The 19292-nt window shown below is 54.5% G+C and carries 18 protein-coding genes and 4 tRNA genes; 14 read left to right on the forward strand and 8 right to left on the reverse strand.

The annotated features are described in order from the left end of the window. The first annotated feature begins 192 nt into the window (after positions 1-192). The 10 genes from ADIMK_RS09955 to clpX all read left to right on the forward strand — a co-directional run bounded on the left by ADIMK_RS09955 (position 193) and on the right by clpX (position 8518). Complete coding sequence (locus ADIMK_RS09955; RefSeq protein ID WP_036187132.1) at positions 193-1872, forward strand: glutamine--tRNA ligase/YqeY domain fusion protein; 1680 nt, start codon at positions 193-195, stop codon at positions 1870-1872. A gap of 1 nt (position 1873) precedes the next feature. Further along, complete coding sequence (locus ADIMK_RS09960) at positions 1874-2746, forward strand: hypothetical protein (RefSeq protein WP_036187135.1); 873 nt, start codon at positions 1874-1876, stop codon at positions 2744-2746. Between the two features lie 42 nt (positions 2747-2788). Further along, positions 2789-4177, forward strand: coding sequence for a cysteine--tRNA ligase (gene cysS, locus ADIMK_RS09965; RefSeq protein ID WP_036187138.1), 1389 nt, complete (start codon positions 2789-2791; stop codon positions 4175-4177). A gap of 174 nt (positions 4178-4351) precedes the next feature. Then, positions 4352-4428: transfer RNA gene (locus ADIMK_RS09970), tRNA-Arg, on the forward strand. 42 nt (positions 4429-4470) lie between these two features. Continuing rightward, positions 4471-4546, forward strand: a tRNA-His gene (locus ADIMK_RS09975). 40 nt (positions 4547-4586) lie between these two features. Further along, positions 4587-4671, forward strand: a tRNA-Leu gene (locus ADIMK_RS09980). Between the two features lie 13 nt (positions 4672-4684). Beyond that, positions 4685-4760: transfer RNA gene (locus ADIMK_RS09985), tRNA-His, on the forward strand. A gap of 292 nt (positions 4761-5052) precedes the next feature. Further along, on the forward strand, positions 5053-6393 hold the full coding sequence (gene tig, locus ADIMK_RS09990) for a trigger factor (RefSeq protein ID WP_036187141.1): 1341 nt from the start codon (positions 5053-5055) through the stop codon (positions 6391-6393). A gap of 118 nt (positions 6394-6511) precedes the next feature. Continuing rightward, the gene (gene clpP, locus ADIMK_RS09995; protein WP_036187144.1) at positions 6512-7147 is read left to right on the forward strand and encodes an ATP-dependent Clp endopeptidase proteolytic subunit ClpP; all 636 of its coding nucleotides are present in this window, start codon (positions 6512-6514) and stop codon (positions 7145-7147) included. Between the two features lie 90 nt (positions 7148-7237). Next, complete coding sequence (gene clpX / locus ADIMK_RS10000; protein WP_036187147.1) at positions 7238-8518, forward strand: ATP-dependent Clp protease ATP-binding subunit ClpX; 1281 nt, start codon at positions 7238-7240, stop codon at positions 8516-8518. 59 nt (positions 8519-8577) lie between these two features. Here clpX and ADIMK_RS10005 read toward each other — a convergent pair whose 3' ends face one another. Beyond that, positions 8578-9804 carry an EAL and HDOD domain-containing protein gene (locus tag ADIMK_RS10005; protein ID WP_036187150.1) on the reverse strand — a complete coding sequence of 409 codons (1227 nt, stop codon included), beginning with the start codon at positions 9802-9804 and terminating at the stop codon, positions 8578-8580. A gap of 131 nt (positions 9805-9935) precedes the next feature. Between ADIMK_RS10005 and ylqF the strand changes: the two genes are divergently transcribed. Genes ylqF through ADIMK_RS10020 form a run of 4 tightly spaced genes read left to right on the forward strand, consistent with a single transcriptional unit; the run spans position 9936 to position 12256 of the window. Further along, a complete protein-coding gene (gene ylqF, locus ADIMK_RS10010; RefSeq protein ID WP_036187153.1) occupies positions 9936-10844 on the forward strand; it encodes a ribosome biogenesis GTPase YlqF in 909 nt (302 codons plus the stop codon). Then, positions 10834-11121 (forward strand): hypothetical protein, encoded by a 288-nt coding sequence (locus ADIMK_RS10015; RefSeq protein ID WP_036187156.1) that lies wholly within the window; start codon positions 10834-10836, stop codon positions 11119-11121. The genes ylqF and ADIMK_RS10015 overlap by 11 nt, the downstream gene beginning before the upstream one ends. A gap of 56 nt (positions 11122-11177) precedes the next feature. After that, on the forward strand, positions 11178-11435 hold the full coding sequence (locus ADIMK_RS21685; protein ID WP_081849744.1) for a CDGSH iron-sulfur domain-containing protein: 258 nt from the start codon (positions 11178-11180) through the stop codon (positions 11433-11435). A 35-nt stretch (positions 11436-11470) separates the two neighbouring features. Then, positions 11471-12256: a TIGR01458 family HAD-type hydrolase gene (locus ADIMK_RS10020; RefSeq protein ID WP_231517034.1), complete on the forward strand. Its 786-nt coding sequence runs from the start codon at positions 11471-11473 to the stop codon at positions 12254-12256. On the opposite strand, the gene ADIMK_RS10025 is transcribed toward ADIMK_RS10020, so the two are convergent. From ADIMK_RS10025 to purB, 7 genes are all read right to left on the reverse strand, one after another. Beyond that, on the reverse strand, positions 12253-12441 hold the full coding sequence (locus ADIMK_RS10025) for a YgaP family membrane protein (RefSeq protein WP_036187161.1): 189 nt from the start codon (positions 12439-12441) through the stop codon (positions 12253-12255). The two genes, ADIMK_RS10020 and ADIMK_RS10025, sit on opposite strands and share 4 nt — an antisense overlap. A gap of 75 nt (positions 12442-12516) precedes the next feature. Continuing rightward, positions 12517-13170, reverse strand: coding sequence for a Crp/Fnr family transcriptional regulator (locus ADIMK_RS10030; protein ID WP_197027515.1), 654 nt, complete (start codon positions 13168-13170; stop codon positions 12517-12519). A 188-nt stretch (positions 13171-13358) separates the two neighbouring features. Continuing rightward, positions 13359-14957 carry an isocitrate lyase gene (locus ADIMK_RS10035; protein ID WP_036187167.1) on the reverse strand — a complete coding sequence of 533 codons (1599 nt, stop codon included), beginning with the start codon at positions 14955-14957 and terminating at the stop codon, positions 13359-13361. Between the two features lie 526 nt (positions 14958-15483). Next, a complete protein-coding gene (locus tag ADIMK_RS10040; RefSeq protein ID WP_036187170.1) occupies positions 15484-16647 on the reverse strand; it encodes a ribosomal protein uL16 3-hydroxylase in 1164 nt (387 codons plus the stop codon). Further along, positions 16644-16895 (reverse strand): hypothetical protein, encoded by a 252-nt coding sequence (locus ADIMK_RS22115; protein ID WP_036187173.1) that lies wholly within the window; start codon positions 16893-16895, stop codon positions 16644-16646. The genes ADIMK_RS10040 and ADIMK_RS22115 overlap by 4 nt, the downstream gene beginning before the upstream one ends. Positions 16896-16961: 66 nt before the next feature. Then, positions 16962-17690, reverse strand: a complete 729-nt coding sequence (locus ADIMK_RS10050; protein WP_036187176.1) for an RNA methyltransferase — start codon at positions 17688-17690, stop codon at positions 16962-16964. A 130-nt stretch (positions 17691-17820) separates the two neighbouring features. After that, positions 17821-19185, reverse strand: coding sequence for an adenylosuccinate lyase (gene purB, locus ADIMK_RS10055; RefSeq protein WP_036187179.1), 1365 nt, complete (start codon positions 19183-19185; stop codon positions 17821-17823). Positions 19186-19292 lie beyond the last annotated feature (107 nt).

Consider the following 19292-nt stretch of genomic DNA (forward strand, 5'->3'; position numbering starts at 1 on the left):
CGTTCCGTTATTTAGTTATTAGACAGGCCATTATACTCAAGTCGTAATTGTATGAGTCAATATGGCAACACATATCGAGGCGCTGGCGGCAGTGCTTTGACAATGAATCTACGGTTATAATGGCGCGCCAGGGTTTCAGCCGCCGTTTGACCGAGTGCGGCTGCGTCAACACAGTATCGACAAGACGCGGATATGACCAAAAACGACACTACCAAGCCGACCAACTTTATTCATCAGATTATCGAAGAGGATCTCAAAAACGGAGCGAACGACGGTAAGGTTGTTACCCGTTTTCCGCCGGAGCCTAATGGTTATCTGCATATCGGGCATGCCAAATCGATTTGCCTCAACTTCGGTACCGCGCTGAAGTATGGCGGTCAGTGCAATCTTCGGTTCGACGATACCAATCCGGAGAAGGAGAGTCAGGAGTATATTGACTCAATTGTATCTGACGTTCGTTGGCTTGGCTTTGAGTGGTCTGGCGATATCCGCTACACGTCGGATTACTTCGATACGCTGTATGAGTGGGCCGTGCACCTGATCAAAGAGGGCAAGGCATATGTTGACAGCCTCAGCGCCCATGAGATGCGCGAGTATCGCGGCACGCTGACGGAGCCTGGCAAAAACAGCCCGTACCGTGAACGTAGTGTTGAAGAGAACCTCGACCTGTTTGCCAAGATGCGTGATGGCGCCTTTGATGAGGGCGAATGCGTTCTGCGTGCCAAGATCGACATGGCGGCGGCGAACATAAACCTGCGCGATCCGGTGATTTATCGCGTGCGCAAGGCGCACCATCACCAGAGCGGTGACAAGTGGTGCATCTACCCCTCCTATGATTTTGCACATGGGCAATCGGATGCGTTGGAGGGTGTTACGCACTCTATCTGTACGCTGGAGTTCGAAGATCACCGCCCATTGTATGACTGGTTCGTCGCCAATCTGCCTGTGCCGGTTACACCTCGGCAGTATGAATTCGCGCGACTTAACCTCAACTACACCGTAACCAGCAAGCGCAAATTGAAGCTGCTTGTTGACGAAAACAAGGTGAACGGTTGGAACGATCCGCGCATGCCCACCATCTCCGGCCTGCGCCGCAGAGGGTATACCCCGGCATCGATCCGGAATTTCTGCGACATGATCGGCGTGACGCGCTCCAATGGCATCGTCGATATGGGCATGCTGGAAGCGGCGGTCAGAGAAGATCTTGATACGAATGCGCCGCGTGCAATGTGCGTGCTGGACCCCATCAAGCTGACTATCATCAATCAGCCGGAGGGTGAGCAGGAGTGGTTCGAACTGCCCGCGCACCCGAAGGATGAGTCCATGGGCGTGCGCAAGGTGCCTTTCACGCGCAATCTTCTGATTGAGCGCGAAGACTTTGCTCAGGAACCGCCAAAAAAGTGGAAGCGTCTGGCGCCTGGTCAGGCCGTACGTTTGCGCGGGGCCTATGTTGTTCGTTGCGAAGAGGTCATTCGGGATGCGAACGGCGAGGTGGTAGAGCTCAAGGCGAGTTTCGATCCGGAAACCAAAGGCGCCAATCCGACCGACTATAAGCCCAACGGCGTTATTCACTGGGTATCGGCGGATAACTCGGTTCCCTGTGAAGTGCGTGCATACGATCGCCTGTTTACTGAAGCTAACCCGGATGGCGATAAAGAGCGTGATTTCCACGAGTTTATCAATCCCGAGTCACTGGTGGTGTATCCGCGTGCTCACGTGGAGATTGGGCTCAAGCACGCTGCCGTTGAGAGTCGCTATCAGTTCGAGCGTCAGGGGTACTTCTGCGTTGATCCCGATACGACTGAAAGCCGGATGGTGTTTAACCGAACGGTTGGTCTGAGGGATTCCTGGGCGAAGATCCAGGCGAAGTAATATGGTGTACCGCTCTCTGGCTGTCAGTGCGATCTTATTGTTGACGGGATGCGCAGCACTGCCGGGGGCCGGACATGAGGGGTATCTTTCAGTTGAGACACTGGGGTTCCTTGGGGAGCCGATTGTCGAAACCTCGGGGCTTGCGCTGGATGGCGAATCGATCTGGACGCTGAACGATAGTGGCAACGGGCCTTGGGTTTATAAGCTGAGTCCGACGGGCAATCTGGAAAAACGTGTGAGGCTGGAAGGGGGCGTCAACATCGACTGGGAGTCGATGGCGGCGGACGAATCCAGCCTTTTCGTTGCCGATTGCGGCAATAACAGCGGTCGGCGAGAGTGGCTGGAGCTCTACACTGTTTCCTGGGATGCGCTCAGGCGAGCGGCTGGCGAAAGCGAAGTGCCGGCATCGCGCATCGAGTTCAGGCTGTCAGATGCAGCCCCGGTGTTGGGAGCGCATGCTCATGACAACGATTGCGAAGCGATTGCGGCGGTCGACGGGAAAATATGGATGCTGACCAAGGGTTGGCAGAGTTCGACATCCCGACTGTACACAATCGTGCCTGATATGGATGGTCAGTCTGTTGTCTCGCAGGAGACATGGCCTGTAGAAGGTTTGACCACCGGCATGGATTACAGCCCGCGTCGTAACGAACTGGTTGTATTGGGCTATACCTATGGTCGCCTGAATAGCGATACATTCATTTGGCGGGTACCTGTTTCTCAGGGGCGACCGAAGTGGGTAGAAGCCAGGCGATACATGTTGTGGCCCTCTGGACAGTGGGAGGCAATTGCATGGCGCGGGGATGATCTGCTGCTGACGCGAGAGAGCAGTCTGCTCGGTGAGGCCCGGCTTGGCTTGGTCAGGCTCCAGTGATACACACGAATTCTGAATACTTTATGTAATTGGCGAAATTTAATGCTGCAAATCCACAATACACTGACAAAAACCAAATCTCCCTTTACGCCGCTGGAAAAGGGGCGGATACGGATGTATGTCTGTGGCATCACCGTGTACGACTACTGCCATATTGGCCATGCAAGGGTGATGGTGTGTTTCGATCTGATCACGCGGTATCTGCGCTACCGGGGTTGGGATGTTACCTATGTACGTAACATCACCGACGTTGACGACAAGATCATCAAGCGGGCTGCGGAAAATGGTGAGTCGGTTGATGCGTTGACCGAGCGTATGATCGCAGCCATGCATGAGGATGAAGACCGTCTCAGTGTGCTCCGCCCTGATATGGAGCCGCGTGCGACGGCCCACATTGACGATATTATCGAGCTGGTTCAGACGCTGATCGACAAGGGGTACGCTTACGCCGCTGACAACGGAGATGTTTACTACCGTGTCGAAAAGTTTGAGCACTATGGCCGCCTGACTAATAAGGTCATTGATGAGCTGCGTTCCGGTGCGCGAGTCGAGGTCGGGGAGTCGAAGGAAAGCCCGCTGGACTTCGTACTGTGGAAGGCGGCAAAGCCCGGTGAGGTCAGCTGGGAGTCGCCCTGGGGAGCAGGCCGTCCCGGCTGGCATATCGAATGCTCTGCCATGTCAAAATGCTGCTTGGGTGAAACCTTCGATATACACGGTGGCGGACCCGACTTGCCGTTTCCTCATCACGAGAATGAGATCGCGCAGTCAGAAGCGGCAAACGGTTGCACCTATGTGAATTACTGGATGCATGCGGGGCCGGTGAGGGTTAATCAGGAGAAGATGTCCAAGTCCTTGGGTAATTTCTTCACGATTCGCGATGTGCTTGAAAAATATAATGCAGAAGTGGTGCGCTACTTCCTGTCCTCTGTTCACTACCGCAGCTTCATCGATTACTCGGAAGAGAGCTTGCGGGAGGCCCGGCAGGCGCTGGAGCGCTTCTACCAGGCGCTTCGAGATGCACCCGAAGGCGATGAGCGTGAACTCGATACCGATTTCGAGGCGCGTTTCCAGGAGGCGATGGATGACGACTTCAATACGCCGCGCGCAATGGCAGTCTTGTTCGATCTCGTGACCGAACTTAACAAGGCCGTGCGGGAGAATAAAGCAAACGCGGGTGGTCTCTCGGCGCAGCTCAAGCGCTTGGGTGGAGTGTTGGGGCTGCTGCAGCAGAACCCAGAAAGCTTCCTGCAGGGAGAAGATCGCGCCGGCGAGATTTCGGCAGCCGAAATCGAAGAGCAGATTTTGGCCCGCAAGGAGGCGCGCAAAAACAAGGATTTCGCCGAGTCGGACCGCATTCGGGATGCGCTTGCAGAGCAAGGGGTAATCCTTAAGGACAGTCGAGAAGGTACCAGTTGGTATCGAGAAGGCTAAGTCGTATGGCGAAACCCCCTGAGTAATCAGGGGGTTGTGCATAAATCGCACAGATCATTGTTTCTGTTAAAAAAATTGCATCTCGCTATTGACGGCCACGGTCGCCTCCCTTAGGATACGCACCACTTCGCGACGGGGCCTATTCGGTTGGTTGTGAAGGCTGGACTGCAAGAGGCGCCCGTAGCTCAATTGGATAGAGCAACGGCCTTCTAAGCCGTAGGTTGCAGGTTCGAGCCCTGCCGGGCGCGCCACTTGCACGGCAAATACGGGGTCCAGTAGTGCAGTAGGTTATGGTGGATGTAGCTCAGTTGGCAGAGCTCCGGATTGTGATTCCGGCGGTCGTGGGTTCAAGCCCCATCATCCACCCCATTCCTCAGCACTTTTCATGGCGTACACAGTGCGTTCATATGCGGAAGTGGTGAAATTGGTATACACGCCGGATTTAGGTTCCGGTGCCGCAAGGCGTGAGAGTTCGAGTCTCTCCTTCCGCACCATTTCCATACAGTGGTGGATGTAGCTCAGTTGGCAGAGCTCCGGATTGTGATTCCGGCGGTCGTGGGTTCAAGCCCCATCATCCACCCCATCCCTTTCTCAGTGCAAAGCAACCCCAATCTCTTTTATAACGCCGTAAGGCGGTTTTTGCGTGTGTGTCAGTTGTCCGCTTGGGTCTGGGGTCAGGCTGCCGCGGAGCAGGGCTATCGCTTGACTAATACCCTTGATTGCCGGACAATTTTGCGCTTTACGATTTCAGGCTCTGTGAGTCGGATGTCTGGTTTCGCCAAGATCGGATACGCATCAATGTGTGTCGAAACAGGGGAATCGCAGGCGCGATCGCAGGTCGCTATAAACGCTGCAATGTATTTGTGAGGAATTTCATGCAAGTTTCTGTCGAAACGACTTCCGGCCTTGAGCGTCAGATGACCATTACGGTCCCCGCCGAGCGAATTGATCAGGACGTGGATAAACAGGTTATGCAGCAGGCCCGGACTCGCCGCATGGATGGTTTCCGCCCGGGTAAAGTGCCGCCGAAAGTTATCAAGCGTATGTACGGTGATGCTATCCGCTATGACGTCCTGAACCGCGTTGTTCAGGAAAGCTTCTACAAAGCGGTTCAGCAGGAAGAGCTCAAGCCGGCTGGCGGCCCGAGCATCGACCTCAAAAACGATAAAGAAGGCGAAGATCTGCAGTTTGTTGCGACCTTTGAAGTGTATCCGCAGATCGAACTGGCAGACTTCTCGTCTGCTGAGATCACCAAGCAGTCTGCCGAGATCAAAGACGAAGACGTCGATCAGATGATCGAGACTCTGCGCAAGCAACAGGCTAACTGGGTTGAGGTTGAGCGTGCGGCTGAAGACGGTGATCGTCTGCGCATCGATTTCGAAGGCTTCATCGATGGCGAAGCGTTCGATGGTGGCAAGGCTGAGGGTATGGACCTGGTTCTGGGCTCCAACTCTATGATCCCGGGCTTTGAAGCTGGCTTGATCGGTGCAACAGCAGGTGCGGACGTCGAGCTGAACGTGACTTTCCCGGAGGACTACCACGCCGAGAACCTGAAGGGTAAGCCGGCGGTATTCAAAGTGAAGGTGCAGAGTGTTTCCGGTTCTGAACTGCCGGAACTTAATACTGAATTCTTTGCCAAGTTCGGTATCGAAGCGACCGAGGCGGATGCGTTCCGCGCGGAAGTACGCAAGAACATGGAGCGTGAACTCAAGCACGCGCTGAAAACCAAGCTGAAAGAGCAGGTGTTCAACAAGCTGGTTGAACTGAACGGTATCGATGTGCCGGCCGCTCTGATCGATGAAGAGATCGACAACCTGCGTCGCCAGGCTGTTCAGCAGTTCGGTGGCCCGAACTCTCAGATCGATCCGAATACTCTGCCCAAAGAGATGTTTGAAGCTCAGGCTAAGCGTCGTGTAACCGTTGGCCTGCTGGTTCAGGAAGTCGTGAAGGCGAGCGAAGTTAAGGTTGACGACGAGCGTGTTCAGCAGACCATCGCCGAGATGGCTGAAACTTATCAGGAGCCGCAGCAGGTTATCGAATGGTACAACGGTAACGAGCAGATCCTGAATCAGATCAAAAGCATGGTTCTCGAAGATCAGGTAGTTGATCAGCTGGTCGCATCTGCTAAAGTCTCCGAGACAGAAGTCAGCTACGAAGAGGCGATCAAGCCAGCACAGCAGGCAGCAGAGACTGCCGACGCTGAAGCGGGCGAGTAAGCCATCGCGACATAAGCGCTCAAACGTCCACCCCGGTGGGGCGCCGAAATCTCGAAAACGACAGTTGGCGGCGGCTAACTGTCGTTTTTGCTTTCAAAGGCTCTAAGGAGAAGTGAATATGACGGACATCTTGAATGGGCGTTCCAGTGGCATTACCAACAGCGGCTTGGTGCCGATGGTGGTTGAACAAAGTTCACGAGGTGAGCGCGCATACGATATATACTCCCGTCTGCTTAAAGAGCGGGTAATTTTCATGGTGGGCCAGGTCGAAGACCATATGGCTAACCTAATCGTTGCGCAGTTGTTGTTCCTGGAGGCTGAAAATCCTGACAAGGATATTCATCTCTACATCAACTCACCTGGTGGCTCGGTAACGGCGGGACTCGCAATCTACGATACGATGCAGTTCATCAAGCCGGATGTAAGCACCATGTGTATCGGTCAAGCGGCTTCCATGGGCGCGTTGCTGCTCGCGGGCGGTGCCGCAGGCAAGCGCTTTGCGCTGCCTAATTCGCGCATGATGATTCACCAGCCGCTGGGTGGCTATCAGGGGCAGGCTACGGATATTGAGATACATACGCGTGAAATTCTCACCATCCGTAATAAACTGAATAACATACTGGCTCATCACACCGGTCAGGATGTTGAGGCCATTTCCCGCGACACGGATCGTGACAATTTCATGGATCCGGGTGCTGCCGTGGAGTACGGTCTGATTGACTCGGTGCTTGAGCGCCGAACAATCGCAGAGTAAGGATTGCTCTGCTTTCCCCTTGCCCACCTTGAAAAACGGGCGAGGGGACGCATATCGAAAATGGAGATCAAAGGTTTTTGAGGTATCAGAATGTCGGATGAGATCAGCGGTAAAGGCGGAAGCGGCAGCAAGCTGTTCTGCTCTTTCTGTGGCAAAAGCCAGGATGAAGTGAAAAAGCTGATCGCAGGCCCGTCTGTCTTTATCTGCGATGAGTGTGTCGATCTCTGTAATGATATTATCAGTGAAGAGATTCAGGATAACGAAGACCAGGCGCCTAGCGAGAAGTTGCCGACGCCGGCCGAGATCAAGCAAACGCTTGACGACTACGTAATCGGTCAGGAGCGGGCCAAGAAGGTGCTCGCGGTTGCCGTTTACAACCATTACAAGCGTCTGCGTTTCCAGGGCAAGGGCAAGGGCGACGTTGAGCTTGGCAAGAGCAATATTTTGCTGATCGGGCCGACCGGCAGCGGTAAAACCTTGCTTGCTCAGACTCTCGCACGTTTGTTGAATGTTCCGTTCACAATCGCAGATGCAACAACGCTCACGGAAGCTGGCTATGTCGGTGAAGATGTTGAGAACATCATCCAGAAGCTGTTGCAGAAGTGCGATTATGATGTTGAAAAAGCTCAGCTCGGTATTGTCTATATCGACGAAATCGACAAGGTGTCTCGTAAGTCTGATAACCCGTCTATAACACGCGATGTATCGGGTGAGGGTGTTCAGCAGGCGCTGCTGAAGCTGATTGAAGGCACCGTGGCCTCTGTTCCGCCGCAAGGGGGGCGCAAGCATCCGCAGCAGGAGTTCCTGCAGGTTGATACGTCCAATATCCTGTTTATCTGTGGCGGCGCTTTTGCTGGCCTCGAGAAAATCATTCGCGGTCGCAGTGAGCGCAGCTCTATCGGTTTTAACGCGACCGTCAAGAGCAAGGATGAGAGCCGACTGGCCGAGGTGTTGCACGACGTGGAGGCCGAGGATCTGGTGAAGTATGGCCTGATTCCTGAGTTCGTTGGACGTTTGCCAATGGTGGCGACGCTCTCAGAGCTTGATGAAGAAGCGCTGATCCAGATTCTGACCGAGCCCAAGCATAGTCTCGTTCGTCAGTATCAGGCGTTGTTCGATATGGAAGGCGTCGAAGTCGATTTCCGTGCGGATGCGCTTAAAGCGGTTGCTCGTCATGCGTTGGAGCGTCGTACCGGCGCCCGTGGCCTTCGTTCTATTCTGGAGGCGACGCTGCTGGAAACCATGTACCAGCTCCCATCTATGGACGGAGTGGGCAAGGTTGTGATCGATGAGGGTGTAATTGAAGGTACATCCGAACCAATTCTGATCTATGAGCAGCAGGAGCAGTCCAAGGCTGCGCCTCAGGACTGAGTTCCAAGCAAAAGAAAAAGCGACCCCTGGGGTCGCTTTTTTGTGTTCGTTTATCGAGGTTATTCGAACATCGCCTGCATCGACTCTTTGGCCCAGTTCAGACTGTTGCGATAGGCGCTTTCGAATAGAGTGACGTTGAAATCGGCAGGCAACTTTTCCCAGTCGCCGTTTTCGTACGCCGTTGCCAGCTCCAGTACACGCCCCATGTCCCCTTCGTGCTGGGCGATGGCCGCCTTAATGTCATCTCCCAGCGGGACCTGCTCGAGCATCGTCTGTTGGTCGATATCGAGCATTACGTGAAGCCCTGACATCATACCGGTCATGAAGTAGGAGCCCGGGTTAGGCTTTTTCTCGCCCTCGGCTATCAGTTCGCACATGCGCCCACGAATAAGCAGTGCGCGTGACAGTTCTTCAGGCTTGTTGTCCTGGTTCGTCATGGCAATCAGTGTTGCCCACTTGCGCACCTGATCCATGCCCAGGAGTACGACAGCTTCTGCTATAGACTCGACTTTGCGGACAAGTGAATAGGCGGCAGAGTTGACGATACGCAGCAACTTGAAGGTGAGTACCGGGTCGCGAATGATCAATTCTTCCAGTACTTCAGGTTTGGTGCTGGGTTTTTGCAGTTCCTGAATAAGCTGCATGAGCGCGACCTGGTTTGCACTGACGCGCCGCCCTTTGATCACCTTGGGGCGACTCAGGAATGAGCCCTCGAAGAGCTTGAATCCGGCTTCGATGCAAAGTTCCAACTGCTCGATGGACTGTATGTTCGACGCCAGTAATGTCACCTTGTGCGGGAGCAGTTCGCGCACCTTAGACTTAAGCTCATCCTCTGTCATCAGGCTCACATCGAGCTTGACGATATTGGCGAGCTTGATGAGTGGCGCAAGATCCGGCGTATAGCTGCCTATCTCGAGCGTGACGCGATACCCATCTTTTATGATCTGTGCCAGCGCCTTCGCGCACTCTTCGTGGCGGCCAGCGGGTGCGCTTATCATAAGTACAACCTGTTTTGCCGGCAGCTTGGGCATGGTGCCGTTATTCACCATATCAAGTGGTATCGGTAAAAATGCCGGTACTCGTTTAACCTCGCCCTGGTCGCTGATGCTGGTGTAGGTGCTGAGAATAACCTCGGAACTTGAGCTTGCATCCGGGTCCATCGCCATCATATCGCCAAGGTTTGTGTCCCGGTGGTAGTTCAGCTCATAGGCGATAACCCGCTGTTGGCTATCGAAAATGGGGTGGCGTGCGATCATCGCCTGTCCGGGATCGAGTTCGTATGACATGGGGATTGGTCCTTCCCTTGGGTTAGGCGGTGATTTTAACTTGTGTTTAACCTTGGGGCATCTGTTGTGCGTGCTGCTTGTATGCCCGTCGAAGAGTATACTATGCGGCTAGCCTGAAAAATGAAGTAGATATGACACGAATCAACTGGTTTCCCGGTCACATGCATAAAGCCCGCAAGGAAATTGCGGAGCTAATGGATGAGGTCGATGTGGTTATCGAAGTGCTGGATGCGCGTCTGCCGCGCTCCAGTGAAAACCCTTTGGTCGATAAACTCCGCCGTGGCAAGCCTGTCATAAAATTGTTGAACAAACAGGATCTGGCCGATCCGGGACGGACACGACAGTGGCTGGACTATCTGAATTCGCAGGAGGGCGTCACTGCCATCGCGATGGATACAGCACAAAAGAAGCTGGTTCAGAAGATTCCGACGTTGTGTAAGGAGACAGTGCCTGCACGCGTACGTGCCGGTCGCCCGGTTCGCGCCATGATCATGGGTATTCCGAACGTAGGCAAGTCGACGCTGATCAATGCTCTGCTAGGGCGCCGTATCGCCAAAGTAGGCAATGAGCCTGCTGTCACCCGTGGCCAAAAGCGTTATAGCGTGTACAACGGTATGGCGCTGTCCGATACGCCCGGAATACTCTGGCCTAAGATTGAGGATGAGGATTCGGCCTACCGCCTGGCGGCCAGCGGGGCGATTAAGGACACCGCCATAGAATATGAATCCGTTGCGACCTATGCCGCAGGATTTCTGCTGGCCGAGTATCCCGGCCTCCTGATGGAGCGCTATCGGTTGAAAGCACTACCGGAGGGTGCTGAGGCGTTATTGAACGAAGTGGGCCGTAAGCGTGGCTGTTTAAAGCCGGGTGGTGTGGTTGATCTATACAAGGCTGCCGACATCCTGCTGACCGAACTTAGGGCCGGTAAGCTGGGTCCTGTCACGTTTGAGACGGTGGCAGAGTGGGAACAAAAGCGAATAGAAGCGGAACAGGCGGCAGCAGAAGCGGCGGCCGAGGAGAAAACAGAAAGTGAGTCGTAACAAGAAGCAGCGCCGTCTGGGTAGTTTTATGGCAGTGCTGGAGCAGAAGCCCAAGAAACAGGAGCGTCTGGCGGACCCGACCAGCAAAGAAGCGCGTAAGCAAAAGGCACTGCGTGACCGGAAGAAGCATAAATCGATGTATGAGAAGGCTCAGGCGACTCAGTCCCGAGCGGAGCGTGACGCAGAAGCGGGCCGTAAAGGTACGCGGCACGGTGGTCCGTTGGCCGACAAGATACGTCGCTTGAATCTCGAGCAACAGGAGTCTGAGGAGTCCTGAGTTTGACCGACCTCCCAGAGTCGCCTAATTTTAGCGACATAGCGGGAGGATCGGTCATGAGTCATTCACTAGTCCGCCGTGCAGGGAATGCGCCGGTGAAAGTCGAAGTCAAAGAGGGTGAGATATACGCGTGGTGCGCCTGTGGGCGCTCGGCCAGCCAGCCCTTTTGTGACGGCAGTCATGTGGGAACAGGCCTCGATCCTCTGGTGTTCGAGGCGGAAAAAGATGACGAAATCTACCTTTGCACCTGCAAGCACACACGAACGCCGCCTATATGTGACAACAGTCACTGTAGGCTGGACGATAAGACCTGAACGCAACTGGCCTTCGGGTTCGCCGGGAGTTCATGATGTTCAAAGGTGTGCTGCTTGATCTCGATGGGGTGGTGTATGTCGACGACTATCTGATCGAGGGTGCGCTTTCAACTATCCAGTGGTTGAATGCACATCACTATGCTGTCCGCTTTATCACCAATACATCCACCAAGACCCGCAATCAGCTGATAGAAAGCCTTCAACGACTTGAAATACCTGCATTGGAAGAGCAAGTATTCAGTGCTGTTCAGGCAGCTGAGTCCTGGCTAGAGGCTCAGTCGATAACCCGGGTGGCGCCGTTGGTCAGTGACAGTGTTCGACTGTCTTTATCTGAACGTTTTGAAATCGACGAGATGTCCCCTGAGGTTGTCCTAATCGGGGATATTGGGGACTTGTGGTGTTACGACATCCTCAACAGGGCGTTTCACTGGCTTATGGCAGGCGCAAAGCTCGTCTGTATCCATCGTAATCGATATTGGCTAACAGGCGGGGAGTTTGCGCTTGATATTGGTGCATTCGTTGCGGCGCTTGAATATGCGGCAGGGGTTAAGGCCGTGGTCATTGGCAAGCCGTCGACCGAGTTTTTTCATGAGGCTTGTCGCAGTATGGTGTTGCCGCCTGAGGATGTGCTCGTAGTTGGTGACGATATAGAAGCTGACGTCGGTGGCGCGCAGTTGAGTGGGTGTACGGGCGTTCTTGTCGAGACAGGCAAATACGACGCTGCACAGGTTGAGCGCAGTTCAATACGCCCTTATCGCCAGATCGCCTCTATCGCAGACCTGCCGGAGCTGCTCGATAGCAGCTCCAGCGATGATAGTTAGCCAGCCTTTTTGGTACAGATGCCCAGAATGCTGTATAGAGGGCAAAAGCTAAACAAGCCGGTTGCAAGTGGTACGATGCCGATCCAACCCCATACCGGCAGGGCACCCGCCAGCGTTGCAGCAATCAACGCTATGCCTAACAGGACGCGCAGTACGCGATCGATTCCGCCAACATTCGCTTTCATTGAGACGTCTCCTTAATCCATTGCCTCTAACTGATTTCACTCTAGTTCAAGGCACGCGACGGTTCAGTGACTTAGTCACTGATGACTCAAGTTTTTTAACGATATTGGCTGCAGCAGTTCTATGGAGCCCCGTGATAGTCGAACCCAGCCTTTGTGCTCAAACTCTTTCAACGTGCGGCTGACAACCTCGCGTGCGGTGCCAAGCTCTCGTGCGATCTGCTGATGGGTGGTTTTCAGTACGGTGCAGTTATTCTGCAACAGGTAGCCGGCCAGCCTGCAGTCAAGCCGTCCGAAAGCGATCGCTTCAATCAGCATGAGAAGTTCTGTCAGTCGCTGACTGTATCCTGAAAACACGAATTCACGCAGTGATTCACTGTCCTCCATGGCCTTATGAAAGGCCGGGGCGGGGATGATGACAGCTGATACGGGTGTTTCGGTGAATGCCTCTGCCTGATAGGCCTTATTGCCCAGTAAACAGGCCGTGGTGAGGATGCAGGATTGACCGGATTCCACACGGTAAAGCAGTATCTCACGCCCGTTTTCAGAGAGCTTCTGGACCCTTACCGATCCCTCCAGAACGAGCAAAAACTGCCGGCAGCTGTCACCGCTTTTGAACACCGGTTGCTCGGCAGGTAGCTGGATCACGCGCGCCTGGGCGCATGCATCGGTCCAGCCTGGGCTTTGTATTGTCTGAAGGGTAGGGAAGTGCGTAAGCCAGTCGACATTCATCCGTGTCATGCTCTTCAATTCGCTTGGGTCGATCGAGTGTATCGCTTACCGGCTATTGGTGTAACGCAGGTATGTGAAGTCGAGTAATAAAAAACCCGCGGTGTTCATCACTGGGGAGAGATGAACCACCGCGGGTATCAAGGATGCAGCAGTATTGAACTAGTCAGTAATGGATGCCTTGTGGGCGATTAACCGAACTGGTTCATGGTGTTGTCTTTACCGGAAGCCTTCAGTGCAGCATCACCGGAGAAGTACTCTTTGTGGTCGTCGCCCATGTCGGAGCCAGCCATGTTCTGGTGCTTGACGCAGGCGATGCCCTGACGGATCTCTTTGCGCTGGACACCTGCAACGTAACCGAGCATGCCCGCTTCGCCGAAGTACTCTTTGGCCAGGTTGTCGGTAGACAGGGCCGCAGTGTGGTAAGTCGGCAGTGTGATCAGGTGATGGAAGATACCTGCTTCACGGGATGCATCACGCTGGAAGCTCTGGATGCGACGGTCTGCTTCGATAGCCAGATCGGTCTCGTCATATTCGACAGACATCAGGTTGGCGCGATCGTAAGCGGAAACGTCTTTGCCCTCTTCAGTCCAGGCATCGAATACCTGCTGACGGAAGTTCAGAGTCCAGTTGAAGGACGGGCTGTTGTTGTAAACCAGCTTGGCATTCGGGATCACTTCACGAATGCGGCTAACCATGCCGCCGATCTGGCCTACGTGCGGCTTCTCGGTCTCGATCCACAGCAGGTCGGCGCCGTTCTGCAGAGAGGTAATGCAGTCGAGGACGCAGCGGTCTTCACCTGAGCCTTTCTTGAACTGGAACAGACCAGATGCCAGACGCTTGGGCTTGAGTAGCTTGCCGTTAGCCTTGACTACAACGTCTCCGTTGGCGATGTCATCAGCGCTATTTACGTAGTCGCCATCCAGGAAGGCGTTGTACAGGTCGCCCAAGTCGCCCGGCTCGTTGGTTACGGCGATCTGCTTGGTCAGGCCAGCGCCCAGGGAGTCGGTGCGAGCGACGATGACACCATCGTCAACGCCGAGCTCAAGGAAGGCGTAGCGAACGGCGCGGATCTTCGCCAGGAAGTCGGCGTGGGGAACGGTTACCTTACCGTCCTGGTGACCACACTGCTTCTCGTCGGAAACCTGGTTTTCGATCTGGATCGCACAGGCACCCGCTTCGATCATCTTCTTGGCCAGCAGGTAAGTTGCTTCTTCGTTACCGAAACCGGCGTCGATGTCAGCGATGATCGGCACGACGTGGGTCTGGAAGTTGTCGATCTTGTCCTGAAGTTCCGCTTCTTTAGCGGCATCACCGGCTTCGCGAGCGTCGTCCAGTGCGCGGAACAGACCACCCATTTCACGAGCGTCTGCCTGACGCAGGAAGGTGTACAGCTCTTCGATCAGTGCCGGTACAGAGGTTTTCTCGTGCATGGACTGGTCAGGCAGCGGGCCGAACTCAGAACGCAGTGCAGCAATCATCCAGCCGGACAGGTACAGGTAGCGTTTGTTGGTAGTGCCGAAGTGCTTCTTGATAGCGATCAGCTTCTGCTGACCGATAAAGCCATGCCAGCAGCCAAGAGACTGGGTGTACTGTGAGGAGTCAGCGTCGTATTCGGCCATATCCTGACGCATGATCTTGGCTGTGTAGCGTGCGATGTCCAGACCGGTTTTAAAGCGGTTCTGCACCTTCATGCGAGCGGCGTATTCCGGGTTGATGGCCTCCCACGGAGCACCGTTGGCCGCTTTCAGGCTGGCAACTGCATCGATAGCTTTTTTGTAATCTGACATAGCTTTTCCTCTACAGAATGTCTGTTGGGTGAATCAAAAGCTTCACTTTAATGTGCCGCGCAATGTTGGGGTGTTGCGGCGCTGTGAACCGAATGATGTGTCGTTGGAGAATAGGTGTCAAAGCGGTTTTGTGCACAGCAGCAAAGTATGTATCAGGACTACAAAGGATAAATCAGGACGCGTGTAGTTTTACTACTTGGTGAAAACCGTTTCGCATTGCAAAAAACCTAGCGATGGCACGGCCTGGAGTTGCTATTTCTTTGGTATGAAATACTTTGGTCGTAGCGGTAAAAACGCTCATTTACATAAACAAAAAGATATAAGTATAGATATTTATATGCATTAATCGTCTATAAATATTTGACTACAAAATCTGTAGTCAGCTTGATTTTTCCGGCCAAACGTTAGGAACGTTTGACTAAAGTCTAAAATAACCGCTTTTTATAAGTGGTTACTGGCGGGTCTGAAAGACGTAGTGAGGACGGCCGATATCCGCTTATTGAGGAATCGGCCGTTTGGGGGCGGGTCAGTCTGCGGTAATGTAGCAGGCGCCGTCTGAAATCAGCTGCCGGAGAAGCGACATTGCATCGGTGCTTACCGAGGGCAGCTGTTCAAGGCTCAGTTCTCGTTCATCGCATAGTTGACGAGCCAGCTCTGCAGCTTCGTGCTTTGCGTCGTAGGTTTTGCCGTCGGCGAACAGTAAGACTCTATCCTTGTTCTTCTCGATGAAGGCGAGGCGGGCACCTTCGTTACGTCTGATTGCGTAGCCGTCCTCAAGTAGCTGCAGAATCTCGTCCTCATCGAGCTGCTCGGCGTCAGCGGAAAGCTCCGGGTACTTTGGCTCGGTCATATACTGACCGAACCAACTCTCGAGCTGTTCGCGATCCTCCAGATACTGCTTGAGGATTCCAGCGACCTTATCCAGTGCGAAGGGGGTTATCTCACCGGGGTTATTCTGGCGTGTCAGGTCGTGATCCGAGTAGCGTTGTTCCCGACCCAGTTGCTCGCCAATGTGATCACTGAAACTGCGCAGGATCTCATTGTGAGCCGGCGCACGAAAACCTATGGAATAGGTGACGCAGCCATCTCCGATTGCGATGCCGTTATGTGCCAGCTGCGGCGGTAGATACAGCATATCGCCGGGTTCAAGTACGAAGCTCTGTTTAGCCTCCCATTCGGGAAGAATCATGACCGGCGCATCTTCGCGCCTTGGTGAGTGCTCATCGCACAGGCCGCCGAGTTCCCAGCGTCGAGTGCCTTCGGCTTGTAGCAGGAATACGTCGTAGTTGTCGTAGTGCGGGCCGACCCCGCCACCGTCCACGGCATAGCTGATCATCAGGTCGTCTACGCGCCAGGTCGGGATGAAGTTGAACAGATCCATTAGATCAGCAGCCTCGGGTACCCAGTGATCGACAGCCTGAACAAGCAACGTCCAATGGGTCGGCGGAAGCGAAGCGAAGGTCTCGTCGTTGAATGGTCCCTGCTCAAGCGCCCAGGTATCGGCGGCATTGTCGAACCGTATAATACGAGCTTCGACATCCTGCTCACAGGACAGTCCAGCCAGTTCGTCCGCGCTGACCAATGGTTCAAAGTCGGGAAAGGCATTTCGGATAAGCAGAGGCTTTTTCTGCCAGTACTCGCGCAGAAACTCTTCGGGAGTTATGGCTCCCAGAGGGGGTAGGTCGCTCACTTGGATAGCAGCTCCATCAATTCGTCGGTTGCGGACTCGAGTTGGTCCATGATCTTGCGGGTGTCGCGGGCTGACAATGCGGCTGTGCGATTGTTGCCGACCATTCTCACGCATTTCGAGATCTGTTCGGCGCAGCGCTGTATGCCTTGAAGGTTGTACTCGTATTGTTCCATGCTGTCTGCTGCGCCGGCCAACGCTTGCTGAAGTTGGGCGGCTTGTGCGGCAAGCTGGTGCAGTGTCTGGCTCATCGCGTTCTCCCGTTTGCTTTTTTCGATACTGTAGCAGTGAGAGAACGCCGATGTAATTGTCGCGGGTTAACCCTTTGTCAGCCGCTCGACGGTCTCTTCTACAGAGGTCAGGATGCCTCTTAGCATGCCCAGTTCGGTCTTTTCGGGGCGAGAACGGTTGAAATAGCGCTTAAGCTTGTCCATTACCCGTCCCTCATGTTGGGGAATGATAAAGTTGGTAAGTCGTAATACGCGCTCCAGATGTTCATAGAACAGAACCATCTCGTGCTGGCGGGGATAGGGGGCCGGCTCAGCGTTGGATGTCTCCGTTTTGCGGGCAGCTCGGCGCAGCTCGTAGCAGACGAGCTGAATGGCCTGGGCCACATTGAGAACGGGGTATTCCGGGTTGGCGTCGATATACAGATGACGATTACACAGCAGCATTTCGTGATTATTTAGCCCCATGGTTTCACGGCCAAAAAGAATCGCGATCTGACCGCTGTGGGCTTCCTGGACGGCGACACCGGCAGTTGTTTCAAGATCGAGTAGCGGCAGGTCATAGCTACGCTCTCGGGCGCTGGTGCCGATGACAAGCTGGCAGTCCGCAATCGCTTCTTCAACGCTGCTGACGACGACGGCGTCGGCCAACAGATCCTTGGCGCCGGCTGCACGTGATTCCGCCTCGGGATCAGGGAACGCGCGTGGATCTACCAGATAAAGTTGGGACAGGCCCATGTTTTTCATCGCCCGGGCGGCGGCGCCGATGTTGCCGGGGTGGAATGTCTGGACCAGAACGATACGGATATTGCTAAGCATCACGAAGCCGCTGTGTTAGAAGTTGTTGAGACAGATTGCCATCGAGGGCAATTGGGCTGTTGGTTTCGGGTGAAAGCTGCATATAAAAGAGCCGGCACAGGTGCCGGCTCTTATTCAGCGCAGTGTGCGATCAGATCCGCTTGGCCTGATTGACTGCATTGCCGATGTAGGTGGCGGGGCTCAGTGCTTTGAGTTCCGCTTTGGCCTGCTCGGGAATCTCAAGGGTGTCGATGAACTCCATCAGCGTATCTTTCGTCATCGCCTTGCCGCGTGTCAGTGCCTTGAGTTTCTCGTACGGCTCTTCAATCGCGTAGCGGCGCATGACGGTCTGGATCGGCTCAGCCAGCACTTCCCAGGCGTTGTCCAGATCAGAGTTGAGGCGCTCGGCATTCATTTCCAGCTTGCTGATGCCTTTGAGGCTCGCCTGATAGGCGATCAGGCTGTAACCGAAGCCAACACCCATATTGCGCAGTACGGTAGAGTCGGTCAGGTCGCGCTGCCAGCGAGAGATGGGCAGTTTAACCGCCAGGTGCTGCATGATCGCGTTAGCGATACCGAGGTTGCCTTCCGAATTCTCGAAGTCGATCGGATTAACCTTGTGCGGCATGGTGGAGGAGCCGACTTCGCCAGCGATGGTTTTCTGCTTGAAGTAACCCAGAGAGATATAGCCCCACACATCGCGATCGAAATCGATCAGAATGGTGTTGAAGCGGCAGACGCAGTCGAACAGTTCGGCGATGTAATCGTGCGGTTCGATCTGGGTGGTGTAGGGGTTCCAGTTCAGGCCCAACTTCTCGATGAACGATTGTGCGTTCGCTTCCCAGTCGATTTCCGGGTACGCCGACAGGTGTGCATTGTAGTTGCCTACGGCGCCGTTGATCTTGCCGAGGAACTCCATACCGTCGAGCTGCTTCAGCTGGCGCTGCAGACGGTAGGCGACGTTTGCCATCTCTTTACCGAGAGTGGTAGGAGATGCGGTCTGGCCATGGGTGCGTGAGAGCATCGGCTGCTCAGCATGCTTGTGTGCCAGGGCGGCTATCTCATCGGTAACCTGCTGCATCTGCGGGCGGATGACAGCCACGCCGTTTTTCAGCATCAGCGCGTGGGACAGGTTGTTAATGTCCTCTGAGGTGCACGCGAAGTGGACGAACTCGCTGATGGCGGCGAGCTCCGGCAGATCGGCGATGCGCTCCTTGATGAAATACTCAACCGCTTTCACGTCGTGGTTGGTTGTGCGCTCGATCTCTTTGATGCGCTCTGCATCCTGCTCACCAAACTGGTCCACGATGCTGTTCAGTCGGGCGTCGGCAGCGGCGCTCAGAGCCGGCACTTCCGCGATCTGCGGGTGTGCGGCGAGCTGCTGAAGCCAGCGGATCTCAACCTCTACGCGAAAACGGATCAGTCCGTATTCGCTGAATACGTTACGCAGATCGGCAGTCTTGCTACCGTAACGTCCATCGACCGGGGAAATAGCGGTGAGGGCAGAAAGCTCCATGTCACACAGTCTCACTAGTTGGCGGTTGTTCGAATGAATAAAGGGCGAAAAGGGCGCACATTATAGCGGAAATCGTGGGTAAAGGTTACCCGCGATCCGCTTCGCCT

Source organism: Marinobacterium lacunae (assembly GCF_000705555.1).
GTDB lineage: Bacteria > Pseudomonadota > Gammaproteobacteria > Pseudomonadales > Balneatricaceae > Marinobacterium_D > Marinobacterium_D lacunae.

Coding starts and splice junctions, on each gene's coding strand:
- ADIMK_RS22115 (WP_036187173.1), bottom strand. CDS start 16,895: ATGAGCCAGACACTGCACCAGCTTGCCGCACAAGCCGCCCAACTTCAG.
- ADIMK_RS09960 (WP_036187135.1), top strand. CDS start 1,874: ATGGTGTACCGCTCTCTGGCTGTCAGTGCGATCTTATTGTTGACGGGA.
- ADIMK_RS21685 (WP_081849744.1), top strand. CDS start 11,178: ATGAGTCATTCACTAGTCCGCCGTGCAGGGAATGCGCCGGTGAAAGTC.
- cysS (WP_036187138.1), top strand. CDS start 2,789: ATGCTGCAAATCCACAATACACTGACAAAAACCAAATCTCCCTTTACG.
- ADIMK_RS10020 (WP_231517034.1), top strand. CDS start 11,471: ATGTTCAAAGGTGTGCTGCTTGATCTCGATGGGGTGGTGTATGTCGAC.
- clpX (WP_036187147.1), top strand. CDS start 7,238: ATGTCGGATGAGATCAGCGGTAAAGGCGGAAGCGGCAGCAAGCTGTTC.
- ADIMK_RS10035 (WP_036187167.1), bottom strand. CDS start 14,957: ATGTCAGATTACAAAAAAGCTATCGATGCAGTTGCCAGCCTGAAAGCG.
- tig (WP_036187141.1), top strand. CDS start 5,053: ATGCAAGTTTCTGTCGAAACGACTTCCGGCCTTGAGCGTCAGATGACC.
- ADIMK_RS10025 (WP_036187161.1), bottom strand. CDS start 12,441: ATGAAAGCGAATGTTGGCGGAATCGATCGCGTACTGCGCGTCCTGTTA.
- ADIMK_RS10050 (WP_036187176.1), bottom strand. CDS start 17,690: ATGCTTAGCAATATCCGTATCGTTCTGGTCCAGACATTCCACCCCGGC.
- clpP (WP_036187144.1), top strand. CDS start 6,512: ATGACGGACATCTTGAATGGGCGTTCCAGTGGCATTACCAACAGCGGC.
- ADIMK_RS10005 (WP_036187150.1), bottom strand. CDS start 9,804: ATGTCATACGAACTCGATCCCGGACAGGCGATGATCGCACGCCACCCC.
- ADIMK_RS09955 (WP_036187132.1), top strand. CDS start 193: ATGACCAAAAACGACACTACCAAGCCGACCAACTTTATTCATCAGATT.
- purB (WP_036187179.1), bottom strand. CDS start 19,185: ATGGAGCTTTCTGCCCTCACCGCTATTTCCCCGGTCGATGGACGTTAC.
- ylqF (WP_036187153.1), top strand. CDS start 9,936: ATGACACGAATCAACTGGTTTCCCGGTCACATGCATAAAGCCCGCAAG.
- ADIMK_RS10030 (WP_197027515.1), bottom strand. CDS start 13,170: ATGAATGTCGACTGGCTTACGCACTTCCCTACCCTTCAGACAATACAA.